We start from the raw sequence: 16,499 nt of genomic DNA on the forward strand, positions 1-16,499 counted from the left end.
ATCATCGCTCGCACAGTAGCAAGTTCCAAAAAACTCCGCCCGAAATTCAGCTGACGAAATCGGCGGTACCCGCCCGCAGCCTATTTCGCAAACGTGGTGCAATCCGGCTTATCCGAGGAACAGCGTTCCTTCCATACCACTTGATCGCCGTATTCTTTTCCCCAGCTGTACATCATTTGCAAGATCGGCATTAAGCTTTCCCCGTAAGAGGTAAGCGTATATTCGACACGCGGCGGAACCTCCGCATACACTTTCCGGGCTACCAGCTGATCCTCTTCCAGCTCACGCAATTGATTGGTTAACATTTTTTGCGTAATAGACGGGATGCGCTTTTTCAGCTCGCTAAATCGTTTCGTTCCTTCCAGCCCCAGGTGCCATAAAATAATCAGCTTCCATTTCCCGCCGATCACAGCAAGCGTCAGTTCCTTCTCACAGTTGATCTCTTTCAGATTAATCCGCTCTTTCAACACATTCGCCATGCTCTCACTCCTCGTCAATTCATACGAACTTGCCTATCGCAGAAGTCCCTGTACCCCCAAGTTTAACATCCGCTGCGTTCTTGATAAACGTCCAATAGTATCCTTACGGTAACTACCCCACTTTAAAGTGCGTACTTCCTCAATTGAAACTCAACAATTAGAATAAATCGTGTTACGAGAAATTACAACCCTTGCCGTCCGGCTCTGCGCAGCCATTGAAGCCACCCGAGGCAAGCTTACTAAATTGAAATAAGGAGCGATTATCCCTATGGAATTGCAATTAGCGTTGGATCTGGTCAACATCCCGGAAGCTATAGAAGTCGTGAAAGAAGTCGAAGCTTACATCGATATCGTCGAGATCGGCACACCGGTCGTGATCAATGAAGGACTGCGGGCCGTAAAAGAAATGAAAGAGGCTTTCCCGAATCTGAAAGTTCTGGCCGATCTGAAAATTATGGACGCCGGCGGCTACGAAGTTATGAAAGCTTCCGAAGCCGGTGCGGATATTATTACCGTACTGGGCGTTTCGGACGATTCGACCATTCGCGGCGCTGTGGAAGAAGCCCGCAAACAAGGCCGGAAAATTATGGTTGACATGATCAATGTGAAGCATATGGAAGAGCGGGCTCAAGAAATCGATGCGATGGGCGTCGACTACATCTGTGTGCATTCCGGATACGATCATCAAGCGGCGGGCAAAAACTCGTTCGAGGAGCTTACAGCGATCAAGCGCGTCGTCAAACATGCAAAAACCGCCATTGCTGGCGGCATTAAACTGGACACCTTGCCGGAGGTCGTCAAAGCGAACCCCGATCTGGTTATCGTAGGCGGCGGAATTACCGGACAGCAAGACAAAAAATCGGTAGCCTCCGAAATGCGCGAGCTGGTCGCTCAAGGACAATAATCCATGACAACACTGACCGAAATCCCTGCACTCACCCGCAGCATCCTACATGAGCTGGAGCGGACCGTCAAGTCGATCCCGGTGGAAGAGATCGAGCGGCTGGTCGGGCAAATTGCCGAGACAGGTGCCCGGGCAGGCCGCATCTTCGTCGCCGGTGCAGGCCGCTCCGGCCTGATGTTGCGCGCCTTTGCCATGCGCCTGATGCATGCGGGATTCCATGCTTATGTAGTTGGGGAGGCGGTCACACCCGGACTACAAGCAGGCGATCTGCTGATTATCGGCTCCGGCTCCGGTGAAACCGGCAGTCTGGTCAACATGGCGGCCAAGGCCAAAAAGCTGGGCGCCAGCGTGGCGCTCGCCACCGTCCGTCCGGATTCCACAATCGGACAAATGGCCGACACCGTCATTGCCGTTCCGGCTGCGGCCAAAGAAAGAAATGACGGCAGTGCGACCACGACGATTCAGCCGATGGGCTCCTTGTTCGAGCAGAGCCTCCTGCTCCTTCTCGATACGGTTGTCTTATGCTGCATGGACAGGCTTGGCATCGATTCCGCAGCTATGTTCGGCAGACATGCGAACCTGGAATAGTCCGAATCGGCAGCCAAGCGAGCCTGATGAGCAGTTGAAGAACTGCAATCCTCTAAAAGCCGCAGAGACCCAGAATCTGCGGCTTTTTAACTTTTACACGCTCACAGGCAGTACGACTTCCACCGTCGTTCCTTTGCCGATCACACTGGTGACCGCGATTTTCCCTCCGTGATCGCCAATGATTTTATAACACATCATCAGCCCGAGTCCCGTCCCCTTTTCCTTTGTCGTATAAAACGGCTCCCCCAGCCTGCGGATCTGTTCCTCCGTAATGCCGCCGCCCTGGTCTATAATCCGGATACGCACATGCTGATGAGGCTGCGCCGAAGCAACGACACGAATCGCTCCGCCGTTTGGCATCGCCTCAATCGCATTTTTAAGCAGGTTAATAAAGACCTGCTTGATCTCCACCTCCGAGCATCTGATGAACGGGAGCGCTCCCTCCGATTCGAAAACGATTTGGATATTGCTTATAGCGGCCTGCGATTCCAGTAAGTTGATAACGTTCGGCACAATCACCGCCAGATCGTGTGTGCGAAGACTGGTTACGTGCGGCTTGGCAATAAGGATCAGCTCGCTGACCATACTGTTGATCCGATCCAATTCGGAAATTAAAATATCGTAATATACCAGCTTCCCGCTGCCGCTTGAATGCATCAGCTGCAGCAGCCCGCGCAGCGTTGTTAACGGGTTGCGGATCTCGTGAGCCAATCCGGCGGCCAATTGGCCGACCACATTCAATTTATCGGCTTTTTGCAGAAAGTCCTCCGCTTTTTTTTGTTCCGATATATCTCTCGTAATCCCGGCCATAGCAATCACTTTGCCTGTCCCATCTTTAAGCGGCGATATGGTGTTGCAGACATGGAGCAATTCGCCGTCTTTCCGCTGCCGGACCGCGTGCTGATTGACGATATGATTTCCAGATTGAAGCATGGTGCAAATGACGCCCAGCTCATGCTTTAAATAATCGGGGTAGATCGGCAGCTCCCGCCCAACCAATTCTTCTTCCGTCCACCCGTACATGTTCAGGTAAGCGGCATTTACCCGGATCACTTTGCCCGCCGTGTCCGTCACGCATATGCCGTCTGCGGAATTTCGGAACAGCGAATCCAGCAGTTCCTTGGTCGCTCTTAATTCTTCCTCCGCGCGTTTCCGCTCCGTAATATCGACACAGGAAGCGACTACCTCGACGATCTTGCCGGACACTCGAATCGGTCTCAGCGAGGCGAGATAAGAGACTCCGCCGATTTCCCCCTCGTAGGTCACATTTTCTTCACCTTCCCAGGCGCGCGCGTAAAACGTTTCTTTCCGGATCGCGATCTGGGCCGGATAAAACTCGATAAGCTCCCTGCCCACCACCTCTTCCGGCGTTAAACCCAGCTTCAGCAGCAGCCTTCCGGTGCAATACGTATGGATAAACTTGCCCCCCGTCTTGTAAAAACGGAACGTCATCCCTTGTTGTTCCCGTAACGTTTCTTCGAGCTCCAGCTGCACCAGCTGCTGGTCCCCCTCGCCGTCTAGAGTGCTCATTTTAACCATTCACCTCGGTTAGTCAAGTTAGGTTTCGACGATTCTCGAACGAAAACTGTTCTTGCCGTTACAGCCTCACCTGCGGCGGACAAAATGCTCTATTCTACATGTAAAATTATCATTAATCATCCGTTTTGATCAATGGATAGTTTCCGGCTTTTCGAAGCAGACGCCAAAAAAGCAAAAAAGCCGGCAGACGAACGCTGCCTGGCTCCTTTGCTTCTTGATCTGTGCGGTTTTGGTTTCTCTGCCTCAGTCGTCTCCCGGACCGGGTTCCTGTATGGGAGACCGGCTCCGGCATTCTAGTTCAGGTTGATGATTCTGCCTGTAATAACGCCCTGCTCGTCTTTATGAAACTGCATGGCTTTATACGTATCCTCCGACCCGCTGAACTGGACGGAGTCCGAGAAGCCCGTCTGGCCTTCCGCGAACAAGATGCCGGGGGCCAGCGTAACGCGCCAACCATCATGCTCATAGTGAATATATCCTTTTGGGTCGATGGTCGCCGCTTTGACGGATTCGGGTACGACTTTGCCTTCGGGAACCTTTTTCTTCCATTCTTCCAGACGTTTGGCAAGCTCCGCTGTGGCCTCATCGGCAGACGCCGCCCGGCCGGAAGCGCTGGCGGCGGAGTCCGGTTCCTTCAACAACTTCTGCAGATATGCCTCGGCCTTGGCGGGGTCGGCCTTGGCTTTATTCAGAGGCAGGTCGAACAAGATCGAGCTTCCTGCAAAGTCGGCTCTCGGTTTTATTTCGCCCGTACTTTCCTCATAGGCAAACGCTTCGTTGGAATAAAACGTGCTGCCGCCAATAATCGCCAAATACACTCCCCGGTCGGCGAACATTTCCACACCGTCGCATTCGATCAGCCTGTACATCGTTCCGTCGACCACCGCTTCGCTATAACCGCCGTTCATCGTAACGATGTTTACTTGCCAGGGCTTCTGGCCTTTAATCAGAGGCGAAACGAAAAACGGGACTTTGCCGTATTCCGGATCGCTTGTCGCCGGCATCGGGCTGCCATCTTGTCTGGCGATCGAAACGACGGCATACGTTCTGTCGGGATTCAAACGCTGCGAAGTGCTGTCAAATTCCGTTAGTCCCGCACCGGAGACGATCCCGTGCAAGGTGAACGTATAGTCGCCGGCGGCGGCGGATTGATTGATTTCGATCGCGTCGGCGCTTTCGAAAGCTTTGGCCAATAGTTGCTGGCCCAGACGCTCGGCCACCTGTTTGGAGCTGAATAGCTGCGTGGCGGCGATCGCCGTTATCGACATGACAATCGTGAAGACGGCAGCCAAGACGCCGGCGGAAATTCTTTTTCTATAACCTCGCTTCATCACGGTTCTCTCCTTATACAAATGGATAATGCTTTCGTTCAGGCTTTCGTCCGGTTCCTCCGCCGATGCGAGTGCTTGCTTGAACATCCGGTCCCATTTCGTGGAATCGCTCATGAGGGCTCCACCTCCAATATTTGTTTCATCGCTTTGCGGGCATGGTATAGCCTGCTCTTGACCGTACCTGAGGGAATCTTCAATGCCGATGCGATCTCATCGACGGACATGTCCGCGGTATAGTACATATAAATCGGTATTTTCAGCTTATCGTCCAGCCTGTCGGCGGCGGCTTGAATCATTTGGCGCAGCTCGTCAGACAGCACGGCTTGTTCCGGTGTCACCCGGTCTTCGGACCCGCATGCCTGATCCACAGCCTCATTAAGCCCGGCCGTAGGGGCAATCCGTTGTCTCCAGGCGAATTTCCGGCGTTTGTTTTTGCGCAATCGGATCGCGATGGAGATGAGAAATGCTTTCGGATTTTGATTCACGTCCATTTTATGACGCATCTCCATCGCCTTCAGGAACGTTTCCTGGTAAAGATCGTCCGTATCCGCCTGATTGCCTGCAAGCTTGTAGCAAAATCCGTAGATCGCTTTCCCATGCTCCTTGATCAGATCGCTCAACTCTTCGATATCCAAGAGCCTGCTCCTTTCTGAATGGCCATTCGCCTATATATTGTCATAACCTCGGCGCCGGTTCATTACTTTCAGGAAAATTTTCTAACTTCGTGTACGGACCCGGAGCCGGGACCGCTTACGGCATGCAAAAAAACGCCCCTCGTTGATAACACGAAGGGCGTCGCTTACGGCTACAGACTCCGACTACGATTCGGAATCCCTGTCGTCCCGCTTGAACCGGCAGGCTGAATCGGCCGGTCATTTGAGGCGCGACAACAAACAGGTTTCGTTGTAGAATCGTTAAGAACCGTTTGGATTGTTAATGTAAGTTTGAAAGCCCTTCCAATATAATGAATCCAGTAGACCACATATACAAGGAAGGGGACATTGTACACATGAGGAACAGGAAACTAGGCATAACGATTATACTGCTTGCAGCTGTGTCGGCGGCCGGCTGCGGCGGCAATACCGGGGGTTCGGACGACCCGGCAGCAGAGAAGGCTGAAGGGAAAGCGTTTAACTATGGGCAGTCCGCTACATTGACGTTTTACAATAACATCGGGGTTCCGGATTCGTATTTTACAGACTATATCGAACCTCACATGAAGAAGAAGTTTCCCAACGTATCGCTTACCTACATCAGCAGCGCGGTCAAAGAAAATACGATGGAAAACTTTGTGACGGCCGGTACGGTGCCCGATATTATATTGACTACAGACAGTTCCCTGATCCGCTATATGGATCTTGGTGTCATGCAAAATCTCGATCCGGTCGCCAAAACGAACAGCATCGATCTGAACGTATTTCGCGACGATATGATCCAGACGCTTCGCGGTTATTCCGACAAGGGCGAGCTGTATGTGCTTCCCTGGACATTCGGCACGTATGCGCTCTTCTACAACAAAGATATATTCGATAAATTCGGGGTCGCTTACCCGAAAGACGGCATGACCTGGGATTCGCCGGAATTAAAAGCGATTGTCGAGAAATTAAGCCGGACGGACGGCGGCGTTCCGTATCGTGGACTGGAAATCAATATGGGCGGGTTAATCGGACAAAATCAGCTCTCCCTCCCGTTGGTGAATGCCCAGACGGATAAAGCCGCCGTGAATACGGACGAATGGAAGAAATTGATCGAAACGTATAAGGCGTTTTACGAGATTTCCGGCAATCAAAAGCCCGATTCGGCCACCTTTGACGGTGCGAAAGCGTTCATCGAGGAGCGTTCGGCCGCGATGTGGGTCGGCAACGCGGTATATCCCCGCCTGATCGATCTGGAGAAGAAAGGGGACGGCTTTAACTGGGACATCGTTTCCGTGCCGACATTCAAGCAGGCTCCGAATACGACCATTCAGTACGGCGGAGCGTTGTACGGCATTTCTTCCATGGGTGTCAACAAAGATTTGGCCATGCATATCATTTCCATGCTGACATCCGCCGAAGTTCAAACCGAGGGAGGCCGTCTGCTGAGATATCCGACGCTGAAAGCGGTGGACGTCAAGGAAGCATTCGGCAAGGGCGAAAGCTTCCTCGATCAGAAAAATATGAAATCGCTGCATCTGACGAAAATTGCATCGTCGCCGAAACCGACGAAATACGACTCGATTGCGAGATCCGTGCTAAGCGGAAAAGTGAACGAAATTTTAAAGGGTGTCAAGGATACGAACACGGCGCTCCGGGAAGCCGAGGAAGAAATCAATAAAAAGATCGCGGAACAAAAAGCGGCGGGCAAATGATTTCGGGGCCCCCGCCCTATCCCTATAGCTGCTTTCTTCGCTTCACCATGGCAGACGGCGGCTCGCCGCACCATTTTTTAAACATCCGGTTGAAGTAGGTAGGGTCGCAATAACCAAGGTAATCGGATATTTCGGCCACATTCATACTGGTGTGCAGCAGCAAATCCTGGGCGGTCGTCGTGCGCATCTGATGGACGTATTCGATCGGCGTTTGTCCGGTCACTTCTTTAAAAATCGTACTCACATAATTCGGGGTCCGGCTGACATGCCGGGCCAGCTGTTCGATTTTGATCTCCTCTCTGAAGCGGGCCAATATATAATTTTCCATTTCCTTGACCACCATCCATTTATGGGGGGCGATATTTTGCTTTCGAATATCGTCCAGCACCGCTCCGACCAGTTCCATCGCTATGCCGGTGCTCGTCACTTCGCGGAATGTCGTCTGGGTTCGCCATGCGCGGTACAACGTGGCCATCCGCTGCCTGAAATATTCGAAACGCCGCAATTTGACCGGCGTGTTCGCAATCCGGTTGATTTCCTTGGCGAGCGAAGGTTCGGCGGAACTGTCCATTCTGAAATGAGCGGAATATTTTCGATGCGGGGGAAACTGGCCGTTGGTGCCGATCCGATTGGTCCGATCGCGAATAAACATGATTTCCCCTTTGTTCATTTGGACGGTGGCTGAATTAAGCGAATACAAAAACTGGCCTTCCGCAGCCAACAGAAAGATGTAGTTTTCGTTCTGCGGGCGCGTTACATGCCAGTTCGGGATAAGATCATCGTAATAAACGCCATCCAGTACTATCGACACGGCAACGCCCTCCCAGTCTCGTAACGAATGATTTCACTTCGCAGAAGCATAATCCTTCCACCACTTACGGACCGATAAACGTCCCGCTCGGCCGGATTCGAAGAGACTGACTGAAAGCGGACCGCCGCATCGTCAGTCTCTTCCTCCTATTAACGTCTGACCGCCTCACCGGAAGGAATGGTTAAGCCAGCTTGAACAATGTTCTGGCGTTTTCGCTTAATATTTTTTTTCGTTTCTCCACCGGAAGCTGCTTCAAAATTTTCATCGGGTCGTCGAAATCCCAATGCGGATAATCGCTGGAGAACAGCAGCATGTTTTCGGCATCGAACATTTCGAACATCATGGCCAGATGTTTCGGGTTATCCGGCTCCTCGATCGGCTGTGTCGTCATGAAGCAGTGGTCCCGGACGTATTCGCTCGGCATCCGTTTCAGCCATGGATTGGACGAGCGCAGCGCCTTGAAGTTTTTGTCCAGTCTCCACAGCAGCGGAGGAAGCCACGAGACCCCGCCCTCGCTGAGCACAAGCTTGAAATTAGGAAACTTCTCGAATACGCCCTCGCATACAAAGCTGACCAGATGCGCCATATAAGTCTGCGGCAGGCACGTATGCCACTCCAGGTAGTTCGACACATAACCGACGGCGGTCGGCGGATTGAAGATACCGGACCCTTCCGCCCCGGGATGAATTACTAGCGGCAGATCGTTGCGCTGGCATGCCTCATAGATCGGATGAAAGAAACGTTGCCCGTACGGCATTCGCGATCCGCCAACAATCGAGACGCCGACGATGTCAGGATGGGGACCGATCCGGTCGATCTCTTTCGCCGCCTGAAGCGGATCTTGCGTAGCTACGCACAAAAACCCTTTAAATTTAGGACTATACGACAGCCACTCGGCAATTTGGTAATCGTTATAGGCACGGCATAGGGCCGCCGCGTAGTCCGCATCCGCAAAAGCCGATACCGCGATAATCCCATCCGAGCACAGCAGCGCGTAATCCATGTTGTAAGGCTCGATCAAGTGTTGGATCATATACTCCGGGTCCGCTCCGACCGGCAAGCCGCTGGGCGGATTCGCATCTTTGCGCTTATTGCCGATCGGGGTCGCGTAAGGCAGCCCGCCTCCGCGCAGTACCGCCTGACTTTTCCATGTATCCTCCAGATAGGGATAGAGATCCTTGCCGGTGCGAAATTGGTTGTGCACATCGCAATCAATGACCCGTAATACTTCTTCTTTTTCCTTATGCATCTTCTGTTCTCCTCCTTATTGGCCGATCATTATACACACTTGGCCATCTGTAATCTGGACCGGATACTTTCTCGCGCGGACCTTGTCGCTGAACAGCGATTTGCCCGTCTTCAAGTCAAACTCCCATCCATGCCAAGGACAGCGGACAATCTCCTGATCCCGGCCGTATATAAATTCATAAACGTCCGATTCAAGCGTCGTGCCGCACACGGGCCCCCTGCACAGCTCCGCGCCTTGATGGGGACAGTAATTGTGAATGGCAAAAAACTCCCCATGCACATTGTAAATGCCGATCGAACGGCCTTCGACCTCGACGACTCTTCTCGTCCCGACCGGTATTTCGCTTGCGGCCGCTACTGGGAACAATCTCATCCTGCTCCCCTCCTCCTAGGACTCATAACGAACCGGTCTACCGGAAGTTCGTTATTGGCTTTCATTATAAAATGAATGACTTGGAACAGCGATAAACAATACCTCCGGATCTGAACGATTCTACGATTCATTTAAAAAAAGGTCATAAAAAGATCGCCCACCACTGGCAATAAGCCATCAAGGGAGCGATCGCATTATACATCTATAGGTAACTCGTACAATTCGTGTAATTCGTACAATTCGTCCATACCGTCCCGAGGAACTCACCCCCGAACTTGTCGAAGATATCCTTGTAACCGAACAAGTAACACGGAGAGATAAATCGGCTACTTCGTATACCTCAACGATACAATGTGATTGATTCCGATTTTGTTTGCCCGTTTCATTGGAATTTGTTTGCGTTTGTATTCTTCAAAACCTAATTTTTGATATAGTTTCATGGCTGGAATATTGGTATCGGCGACTTCTTCAATCAAGTAAACCTTATAAGGTGTATGCTCGAGGATATGACGAATCAATTGGGAAGCCACGCCTTGCCCCCTGAATTCGGCGGCCGTCCCCACAAATTCGATGGAGCCTGACTCGTGTAAAGGATGAACAAAGGAGGTTTCAAACTCTTTTTTCAAGAAAATACCGGCCATTGTGCCTTTATAAAAGCCTAAATGTTTGCAAAGTTCCTTGTTATCCAGTTTTACCGAAAGTGAAGTTCCGTCTGTGCAGGCCGCCATTCCGACCACTTGCCCCTTGTGCAAAGCCACATAAAATTGATCCAAAACGAAGATGTGGGCGAACGCTTCAGCAATCTTTTTCGGATCCTTGGAGAAAAACCCAAGCCACTGGGTGAATCCCTCTGCGAATATTTCAGATATCCCTCGCCTCACATCAAACTCAGCCTGATCGGCTCTAACCACGTTAAGCACACAGGGTCACTCCCTTCCATTAAATAGAAATGCGGTAAGGACGGATGGCGAAGGCATGGTAAAGTTACTCTTCAGCAATACTTTCATCTCAGCCAAACCCTGAATCGATGCGTATAAAAAAACGGCCATCTCCTGCGCATCACCCGAGCAAATTTCTCCAAGCTGCTGCCCCTTACGAATGAGCTGTGCCGTAGTGTCCAGCAGCCTGGCATTTACCTGAAGGATCTCTTCATATGATTTAGAGGCTGTGGCAGCGCCAGCTAATAGCGCTTGATTGATAAGGATCAGCAGATGGGCCAGTTCCTCCCCATGGATCATGTCGGAGTAGACTTCGTCTACAAACTGTGTCAACAATGTTTTAGGGGATTGACCGGATTCGAAGAAGGCAATATTACGTTTCAATCCTTCAACTGCGTAGGCAACCAATTCTTGAAATAACTGATCCTTCGTTTTGTAATGACGATACAACAAACCGATACTAATACCGGCTTTATCCGCGATATCCTGAACATTCGTTGAACCGAAACCTTGATGCACAAATAACTGCATTGCAGCTGAATGGATTTTTTCCCTGGTGGCCTTGCGCATTTCTTCAAACTGTTCCTTGCTGCGTGGCAAACAAACCGCCCCTTTTTTATGAGTGAATTTTTACTCATTATAAATTAAAAAAAACAGAATAACAAGACTCAATTCCATTTGCGTAGTCTGATCTCCAGGCTCGGCGTATGTTGAACAAAATAATCTCCATGGCAACTCTCCACTACATTCTACTTAACCATGGAAGATATTTAATTCAACTTGAAGTCAAAAGCGGCAGAAATGCCGCCTTTGTCTCTGAAGGAATAGCCTTCGGAATCCCTACACTCTCCCAATGGTGCTATTCCTCCTGTTGCGCACATGAAAAGTTACCCTTGTCCCTGTGCCTGACTCACTTTTGATATGAAGTCCTGTTCCGAAATGCCGTTTTAATCGCAGATCCGTATTTATCAATCCGACACCCGACCTGCTATCTACTTTTCTCTCCAGTATTCGTTGCAATTGATCTTCGTCCATTCCCACCCCATCGTCTTCAACGGTTATCTCTGCATGCGTTTCATAGACAGAAATCCGAATAAAGATCTTTCCCCCGCGAGCGCGTTTCATAATGCCATGTCTTATCGCATTTTCAACCAGAGGCTGGATCGTAAGAAAGGGGACTCTCAATTCCTCGCAGCCGTCTGTCTCCCAAATAACCTGCAGCCTTTCTTCAAACCGGACCTGCTCAATGTATAAATAAGAGCGCACTAGACTTAGTTCCTCATCGATCGAAACAAGTTCATCCATATTTTGAAACTTGAATTTATTTCGCAAAAAATTGCCGAACTCATCAAGCAAATTACGCATCTTATCCAGATTAATGGTACTTAAAGCTGTGACTGCATTCATTGCATTAAATAAAAAATGAGGCTGGATTTGCGCCTGCAGCCATGCAGCTTCTAGCCGCAGCTGTTCCCGGACGGATTGTTTAATCGTAGTTAGCGCCTCTATCCGCGATTTTATTTCAATTGCTTCCACCGGTTTAGTTACATAATCGTTTGCTCCCGTAATAAAACCTCTTTGAATATCATGCGGTTGGCTTCTTGCGGTAAGGAGCAAAACAGGGAGCTCCGTAAGTGTAAACCGCTCACGAATCAAACGCGTCAGCTCGTAACCAGACATTTGCGGCATCATAATATCAGTGATGACCAGATCCCATTCCTTTGTATCCAGTACAGCCAACGCTTCTTTACCGCTCGTTACCATCGTTACATCATATTCGTCCGGCGGCAGTATAGCTTCAAGCACTTGAAGGTTGACCGGATCATCATCCACAATTAATAGGAGCGGCCGGTCCCGGTTCATTTCCAATAAAGTAATTGGTTTCGTAGGCGGGGGGATATCCGCCTCTTCCATAGTGATCGGGACTTTTTCCTGAATCGGTATAGATGGCGAGACTCCCTGTTCCAACGGGCTAGCGGCATCCTCCTCGTCCTCCGCTTGCAAACTTGCCAGCTTTAACGAAAATGTAAAAGTTGAACCTTCTCCTAATACAGAGGACACATCCAATCGGCCTCCATGAAGCTCAACCAATTGCCTGCTTATACTCAAACCTAACCCAAAGCCGCCTTCAATCAGAGTCTCACTCGTGCTGGCTTGCTCATACGGACGGAACACGCGCTTAAGCATGTCTTCATCCATCCCGATCCCGGTATCCGAAATGACGATATAAGCTCGTTCGTCCTTTGCATAAGCTTGAATCGAAATGATCCCTTCGTTCGTAAATTTCACAGCATTATGAAGCAGATTGAATACGATTTGAATTACCCGGTTTTCATCCGCATGTACTGGAGGACAATCTTCAGGAATCTGATTTACGATGATTACAGATTTCACTTCTGCATTTAATTGCAGCATATCAATTACGCCGGTCACGATCGGCTGAATAAGGAAGGCTTTTTTCTGTAGACGCGGATTGCCTTCCCGTAAACTCATCACATCTATCAGATCGTCTAATATCAAGGTCAGCCGGCGTCCTACGGTTAAAACCGTTTCAAGCTCTTTGACACTTCTTTCCTGCAGCAAATGCCGTTCCCTTTTTAAAACGGATTGTGACATGTTAAGAATGCTATGAAGCGGATTTTTAAATTCATGAGAAGTATTTGCCAGAAATTGATCCTTATGGTCATTCATTCTTTGCAAGGTTGTAGCAATCTCTTTCGTGTTGGCATGCATGATAAAATAACCCTTAAACCATACAGAGGCTAAACACCCCATCGAAATAATCAGATCAAACGGATAGTAGACAAGACTCCATCCGCTTTCCCGCCAGAATAACGACCAAAGAAAATGGTGAATCAGAGCAAGAATAGAAATAAGCAGTAATAGATTGCTCTTTATATCCTTGATTACTTTTTTTAAGATCGCAATCATCGTGATAACTGCAGCAATACCGCCCCACAGCAAATAAACCGGAAAGAGCATGATCACCTGATGGGGATCTAAAAACAACGTAATGCCGGCAGTCCCTAAAGTCAGCACCCTATATACCGGGTATATCCTGCTCCAATAAGGAAGTTCGCGATGGTTCGTACACTCGAGCAATGCATAAGCTCCAATAACTAGAGCCGCATTAGCCAGCCGAAAATCCCAATCGCTGCCCATGTAAAATAATTGGTGGAACAACTTCTCATCATTACTCAACACATTAGTAAGGGTTATACATAAAGCGAGCAAAGAAAAATAAAGCAGCTTCTTTTCCTTATCTCCCAGTACGAACAAAATAAGCGCATAGGCAGAATGCATAAGGAATATAATCGCTGCCAGAAGCTGCATAGAAACGGAGGCTTTCATTTCCTTCGCAATTGCTTCTTCTGAACCGAATTTAATAGACCGGACGATGCCGCTGCTTCGACTATCCACATAATTGGCCGCCTGAATCACTAGTTCGATGACGCCGTTTTCGTTTGCCGTAAAAGCTGCAGAATAAGGCAGGTTCTTCGCCGTATATTCATCCTTCGATTCCGCCACACGTCCGGATTTGGCAAGCAATCGGCCATTTACATATAATTCCGACGAGGTTCGTACGCTGGGTACACGTATACTATAATTCAGATCCTTTTCGGGATTTACATAAAGACGCAATCGATAAGAAGCAAATCCGTATGGAGTTGATTTTTCGGCATGCAGAGCTTCGTTCCATCTACCCGGAACCTGAATAAATGTCGGCTCATTCCCCCCTTGCCGTTCGCCAACCATCAACCATTGCGAGGGATACAACTCCCATTCCCCATCAAGTAAGAGAATGTCGCCATCTTCGGCATTCCAGTCGCGCAAATTTAACTGCCCGTTTTTAATGGGCTCCAGTTTTTGATCGCGAAACGATTCCATCCACAAAAAACGAAAACCGGATAAAATAACTAATAATATCCCTATTCCTATTAGAATATGGCTCTTTTTCATTTGGAATTTTGGTGCATGATAGGCCAAGACGTATTCCTCTCCTAGTCATGGATAGAGAAGTCCATTCGTCTATTATACAGCTATACCTAGCCGAGGAAGTAGTTTCTTCTATTTTAATGCAGCCCAAGCAGCCGGAATCATCATTCAATCGCGGGGAAGAAGCAGGCGGACCGTCATGTTTTGCTCTCCCCTCCTGTCGTGCACCGTAGGGGCACGAAGCGATCCGCCACTCAGCCGGACACCCCCCTCTGCATGCGTCGGTATTGAACAGGAGACAGATGAACCATCTCTTTGAACACGCGACCGAAATACGCGATGCTGTCGAAGCCGACTTGCTCGGCGATGCGCAGCACTTTCCATTCCGTTTCCCGCAAAAGCCGCTTCGCCTCATTCATCCGGACGTGATTGACTCCGCTTCGTGCATAAAACATCCCGCATGAAATGAATAATAATAGCGGAGTTATTATTTTCCGGGATGGTGGCCTCATGTCTCTCTTTTCTCGTTTATGGCGAATATTCAAATCAACAAGGCGTCAGCCGAAATCTGTGGAACGTCGAGCCCACAACAAGCTTTCCCTTCAACATACACTTGAAGAATTTAAGGATTGTGCGGATTTGACGACACGCCGCTATCCGGAAATCGATATTGTAACTCTTTATTTCGAGCATCTGGTAGATACGCAGAAGTTGATCCAGGATGTGTTCATTCCGCTTTCGCATGCCAAAGCCGACACCGTATCCGAAATACTGAGACGGTCGCAGTACAAAAAGGTGCGCGATTCAAAAGAAATGATAATCGGCGTTTTAAGCGGCAATGTCGCCATATTTCACGGCAGCGTTCCTTATCTCATCGATCTGTACGGTCCCGCTGCGCGTTCGATCGAGCAATCCGAATCGGAAACCGTCATTTCCGGCCCGCATGATGCTTTTACCGAACAGGCAGGGTCCAATATCTCATTAATCCGAAGCCGATTAAAAAGCTCACATCTGAAAATCTTAAAACTATCCGTCGGTGAAATTACGAAAACGCACGCATACGTCCTCTACATCCAAAATATTGTGAACATGGACTACGTACGGGAAACGATATCGAGAATTAAAAACATCGAAACCGACGCCGTTTATGATGCGCATATGCTGATTCAGGAGATCGACGACAATCCGAATTCGATCTTTCCGCAATTTCTGACGACAGAGCGGCCGGATGCGGCCGTATCCAAATTAACGGCCGGTAAAGTCCTCTGCATCCTTGACGGAAGCCCGGCAGTCATTAGCCTGCCTACTTCCTTTTTTGAATTTTTCACCTCATCGGACGACTATTACCAGCGTTGGGCGATCGGGAGCGCCACGCGGCTGTTGCGGTTTATTGCTTTTGTTATTACGATCACTTTCACAGCCACTTACGTGTCTATCACCACGTTTCATTATGAAATGATCCCGGAAAATTTATTGCTTTCCTTGACGGAATCCAGAAACAGGGTTCCTTTTCCGCCGTTATATGAAGCGTTACTCATGGAAACGACCATTGAACTGTTGCGAGAAGCGGGGGCTCGTCTGCCTACGAAAATCGGACAAACCATCGGTATCGTAGGCGGTATCGTAATCGGGCAATCGGCTGTTCAAGCCGGCTTTACGAGCAACATTCTGGTTATCGCCGTCGCTTCTTCGGCTATTGCTTCGTTTGTCATTCCAAGCTACATGATGAGCGCTTCCATCCGTCTCATCCGTTTCGGGCTTATCATTTTGTCCGGATGGTTAGGGAATTTCGGACTTGCCCTTGGCATTGCGGCAGTCGTTATTCATTTAAGCGGCTTGACCAGTCTGGGAACCTCGTATATAACGCCTATAGCGCCGCTACGATTAAGCGATTGGAAGGACGTATTTATAAGGGCCCCTTTCTGGTTCATCCGGAAAAGACCGACACAAAACGCTTCCCCTAACCAGACTCGAAACAAAATGCGGAAATAGGTGGATCCCT

Annotated in this window: 15 protein-coding genes; 4 read left to right on the top strand and 11 right to left on the bottom strand. The window is 49.5% G+C overall.

Features of this window, described 5'->3' with window-relative positions; translation table 11 throughout:
* Positions 1-80: 80 nt before the first annotated feature.
* Positions 81-479 (bottom strand): winged helix-turn-helix transcriptional regulator, encoded by a 399-nt coding sequence (locus AC3Y2E_RS11760; protein WP_379210363.1) that lies wholly within the window; start codon positions 477-479, stop codon positions 81-83.
* Between the two features lie 268 nt (positions 480-747).
* Between AC3Y2E_RS11760 and hxlA the strand changes: the two genes are divergently transcribed.
* Together hxlA and hxlB are read left to right on the top strand one after the other, a co-directional pair.
* On the top strand, positions 748-1,383 hold the full coding sequence (hxlA, locus tag AC3Y2E_RS11765) for a 3-hexulose-6-phosphate synthase (protein ID WP_379210365.1): 636 nt from the start codon (positions 748-750) through the stop codon (positions 1,381-1,383).
* A 3-nt stretch (positions 1,384-1,386) separates the two neighbouring features.
* Entirely contained in the window at positions 1,387-1,971 is a 585-nt protein-coding gene (gene hxlB, locus AC3Y2E_RS11770) for a 6-phospho-3-hexuloisomerase (protein ID WP_379210368.1), read from the top strand.
* A gap of 93 nt (positions 1,972-2,064) precedes the next feature.
* On the opposite strand, the gene AC3Y2E_RS11775 is transcribed toward hxlB, so the two are convergent.
* From AC3Y2E_RS11775 to AC3Y2E_RS11785, 3 genes are all read right to left on the bottom strand, one after another.
* Positions 2,065-3,501 carry a PAS domain S-box protein gene (locus AC3Y2E_RS11775; RefSeq protein WP_379210370.1) on the bottom strand — a complete coding sequence of 479 codons (1,437 nt, stop codon included), beginning with the start codon at positions 3,499-3,501 and terminating at the stop codon, positions 2,065-2,067.
* A gap of 302 nt (positions 3,502-3,803) precedes the next feature.
* Entirely contained in the window at positions 3,804-4,955 is a 1,152-nt protein-coding gene (locus tag AC3Y2E_RS11780; protein WP_379210372.1) for a hypothetical protein, read from the bottom strand.
* Positions 4,952-5,476, bottom strand: a complete 525-nt coding sequence (locus tag AC3Y2E_RS11785) for an RNA polymerase sigma factor (RefSeq protein WP_379210374.1) — start codon at positions 5,474-5,476, stop codon at positions 4,952-4,954. Before AC3Y2E_RS11785 ends, AC3Y2E_RS11780 begins: the two co-directional genes overlap by 4 nt.
* Before the next feature lie 374 nt (positions 5,477-5,850).
* Here AC3Y2E_RS11785 and AC3Y2E_RS11790 point away from each other — a divergent pair, with 374 nt between their 5' ends.
* Positions 5,851-7,191, top strand: coding sequence for an ABC transporter substrate-binding protein (locus AC3Y2E_RS11790; protein ID WP_379210376.1), 1,341 nt, complete (start codon positions 5,851-5,853; stop codon positions 7,189-7,191).
* 22 nt (positions 7,192-7,213) lie between these two features.
* Here AC3Y2E_RS11790 and AC3Y2E_RS11795 read toward each other — a convergent pair whose 3' ends face one another.
* The 7 genes from AC3Y2E_RS11795 to AC3Y2E_RS11825 all read right to left on the bottom strand — a co-directional run bounded on the left by AC3Y2E_RS11795 (position 7,214) and on the right by AC3Y2E_RS11825 (position 15,009).
* Entirely contained in the window at positions 7,214-8,002 is a 789-nt protein-coding gene (locus tag AC3Y2E_RS11795) for a helix-turn-helix domain-containing protein (protein ID WP_190927127.1), read from the bottom strand.
* Positions 8,003-8,183: 181 nt separating this feature from the next.
* Positions 8,184-9,251, bottom strand: coding sequence for an amidohydrolase family protein (locus AC3Y2E_RS11800; RefSeq protein ID WP_379210379.1), 1,068 nt, complete (start codon positions 9,249-9,251; stop codon positions 8,184-8,186).
* Between the two features lie 15 nt (positions 9,252-9,266).
* Entirely contained in the window at positions 9,267-9,623 is a 357-nt protein-coding gene (locus AC3Y2E_RS11805) for a Rieske (2Fe-2S) protein (protein ID WP_379210381.1), read from the bottom strand.
* 326 nt (positions 9,624-9,949) lie between these two features.
* The gene (locus tag AC3Y2E_RS11810; RefSeq protein ID WP_379210383.1) at positions 9,950-10,543 is read right to left on the bottom strand and encodes a GNAT family N-acetyltransferase; all 594 of its coding nucleotides are present in this window, start codon (positions 10,541-10,543) and stop codon (positions 9,950-9,952) included.
* A 6-nt stretch (positions 10,544-10,549) separates the two neighbouring features.
* On the bottom strand, positions 10,550-11,161 hold the full coding sequence (locus AC3Y2E_RS11815; protein WP_379210385.1) for a TetR/AcrR family transcriptional regulator: 612 nt from the start codon (positions 11,159-11,161) through the stop codon (positions 10,550-10,552).
* A 240-nt stretch (positions 11,162-11,401) separates the two neighbouring features.
* On the bottom strand, positions 11,402-14,548 hold the full coding sequence (locus AC3Y2E_RS11820; RefSeq protein WP_379210387.1) for a hybrid sensor histidine kinase/response regulator: 3,147 nt from the start codon (positions 14,546-14,548) through the stop codon (positions 11,402-11,404).
* Between the two features lie 203 nt (positions 14,549-14,751).
* A complete protein-coding gene (locus AC3Y2E_RS11825; protein WP_379210390.1) occupies positions 14,752-15,009 on the bottom strand; it encodes a helix-turn-helix transcriptional regulator in 258 nt (85 codons plus the stop codon).
* On the opposite strand from AC3Y2E_RS11825, the gene AC3Y2E_RS11830 reads away from it, so the two are divergent.
* Positions 15,008-16,489 (top strand): spore germination protein, encoded by a 1,482-nt coding sequence (locus tag AC3Y2E_RS11830; protein WP_379210392.1) that lies wholly within the window; start codon positions 15,008-15,010, stop codon positions 16,487-16,489. The two genes, AC3Y2E_RS11825 and AC3Y2E_RS11830, sit on opposite strands and share 2 nt — an antisense overlap.
* Positions 16,490-16,499: the final 10 nt, after the last annotated feature.

Source organism: Paenibacillus sp. MAH-35, assembly GCF_058135425.1.

What these genes read in the sequence shown, in the direction of transcription:
- AC3Y2E_RS11760 (WP_379210363.1), bottom strand. Translation starts at nt 479, where the DNA reads ATGGCGAATGTGTTGAAAGAGCGGATTAATCTGAAAGAGATCAACTGT.
- hxlA (WP_379210365.1), top strand. Translation starts at nt 748, where the DNA reads ATGGAATTGCAATTAGCGTTGGATCTGGTCAACATCCCGGAAGCTATA.
- hxlB (WP_379210368.1), top strand. Translation starts at nt 1,387, where the DNA reads ATGACAACACTGACCGAAATCCCTGCACTCACCCGCAGCATCCTACAT.
- AC3Y2E_RS11775 (WP_379210370.1), bottom strand. Translation starts at nt 3,501, where the DNA reads ATGAGCACTCTAGACGGCGAGGGGGACCAGCAGCTGGTGCAGCTGGAG.
- AC3Y2E_RS11780 (WP_379210372.1), bottom strand. Translation starts at nt 4,955, where the DNA reads ATGAGCGATTCCACGAAATGGGACCGGATGTTCAAGCAAGCACTCGCA.
- AC3Y2E_RS11790 (WP_379210376.1), top strand. Translation starts at nt 5,851, where the DNA reads ATGAGGAACAGGAAACTAGGCATAACGATTATACTGCTTGCAGCTGTG.
- AC3Y2E_RS11800 (WP_379210379.1), bottom strand. Translation starts at nt 9,251, where the DNA reads ATGCATAAGGAAAAAGAAGAAGTATTACGGGTCATTGATTGCGATGTG.
- AC3Y2E_RS11805 (WP_379210381.1), bottom strand. Translation starts at nt 9,623, where the DNA reads ATGAGATTGTTCCCAGTAGCGGCCGCAAGCGAAATACCGGTCGGGACG.
- AC3Y2E_RS11830 (WP_379210392.1), top strand. Translation starts at nt 15,008, where the DNA reads ATGTCTCTCTTTTCTCGTTTATGGCGAATATTCAAATCAACAAGGCGT.
- AC3Y2E_RS11825 (WP_379210390.1), bottom strand. Translation starts at nt 15,009, where the DNA reads ATGAGGCCACCATCCCGGAAAATAATAACTCCGCTATTATTATTCATT.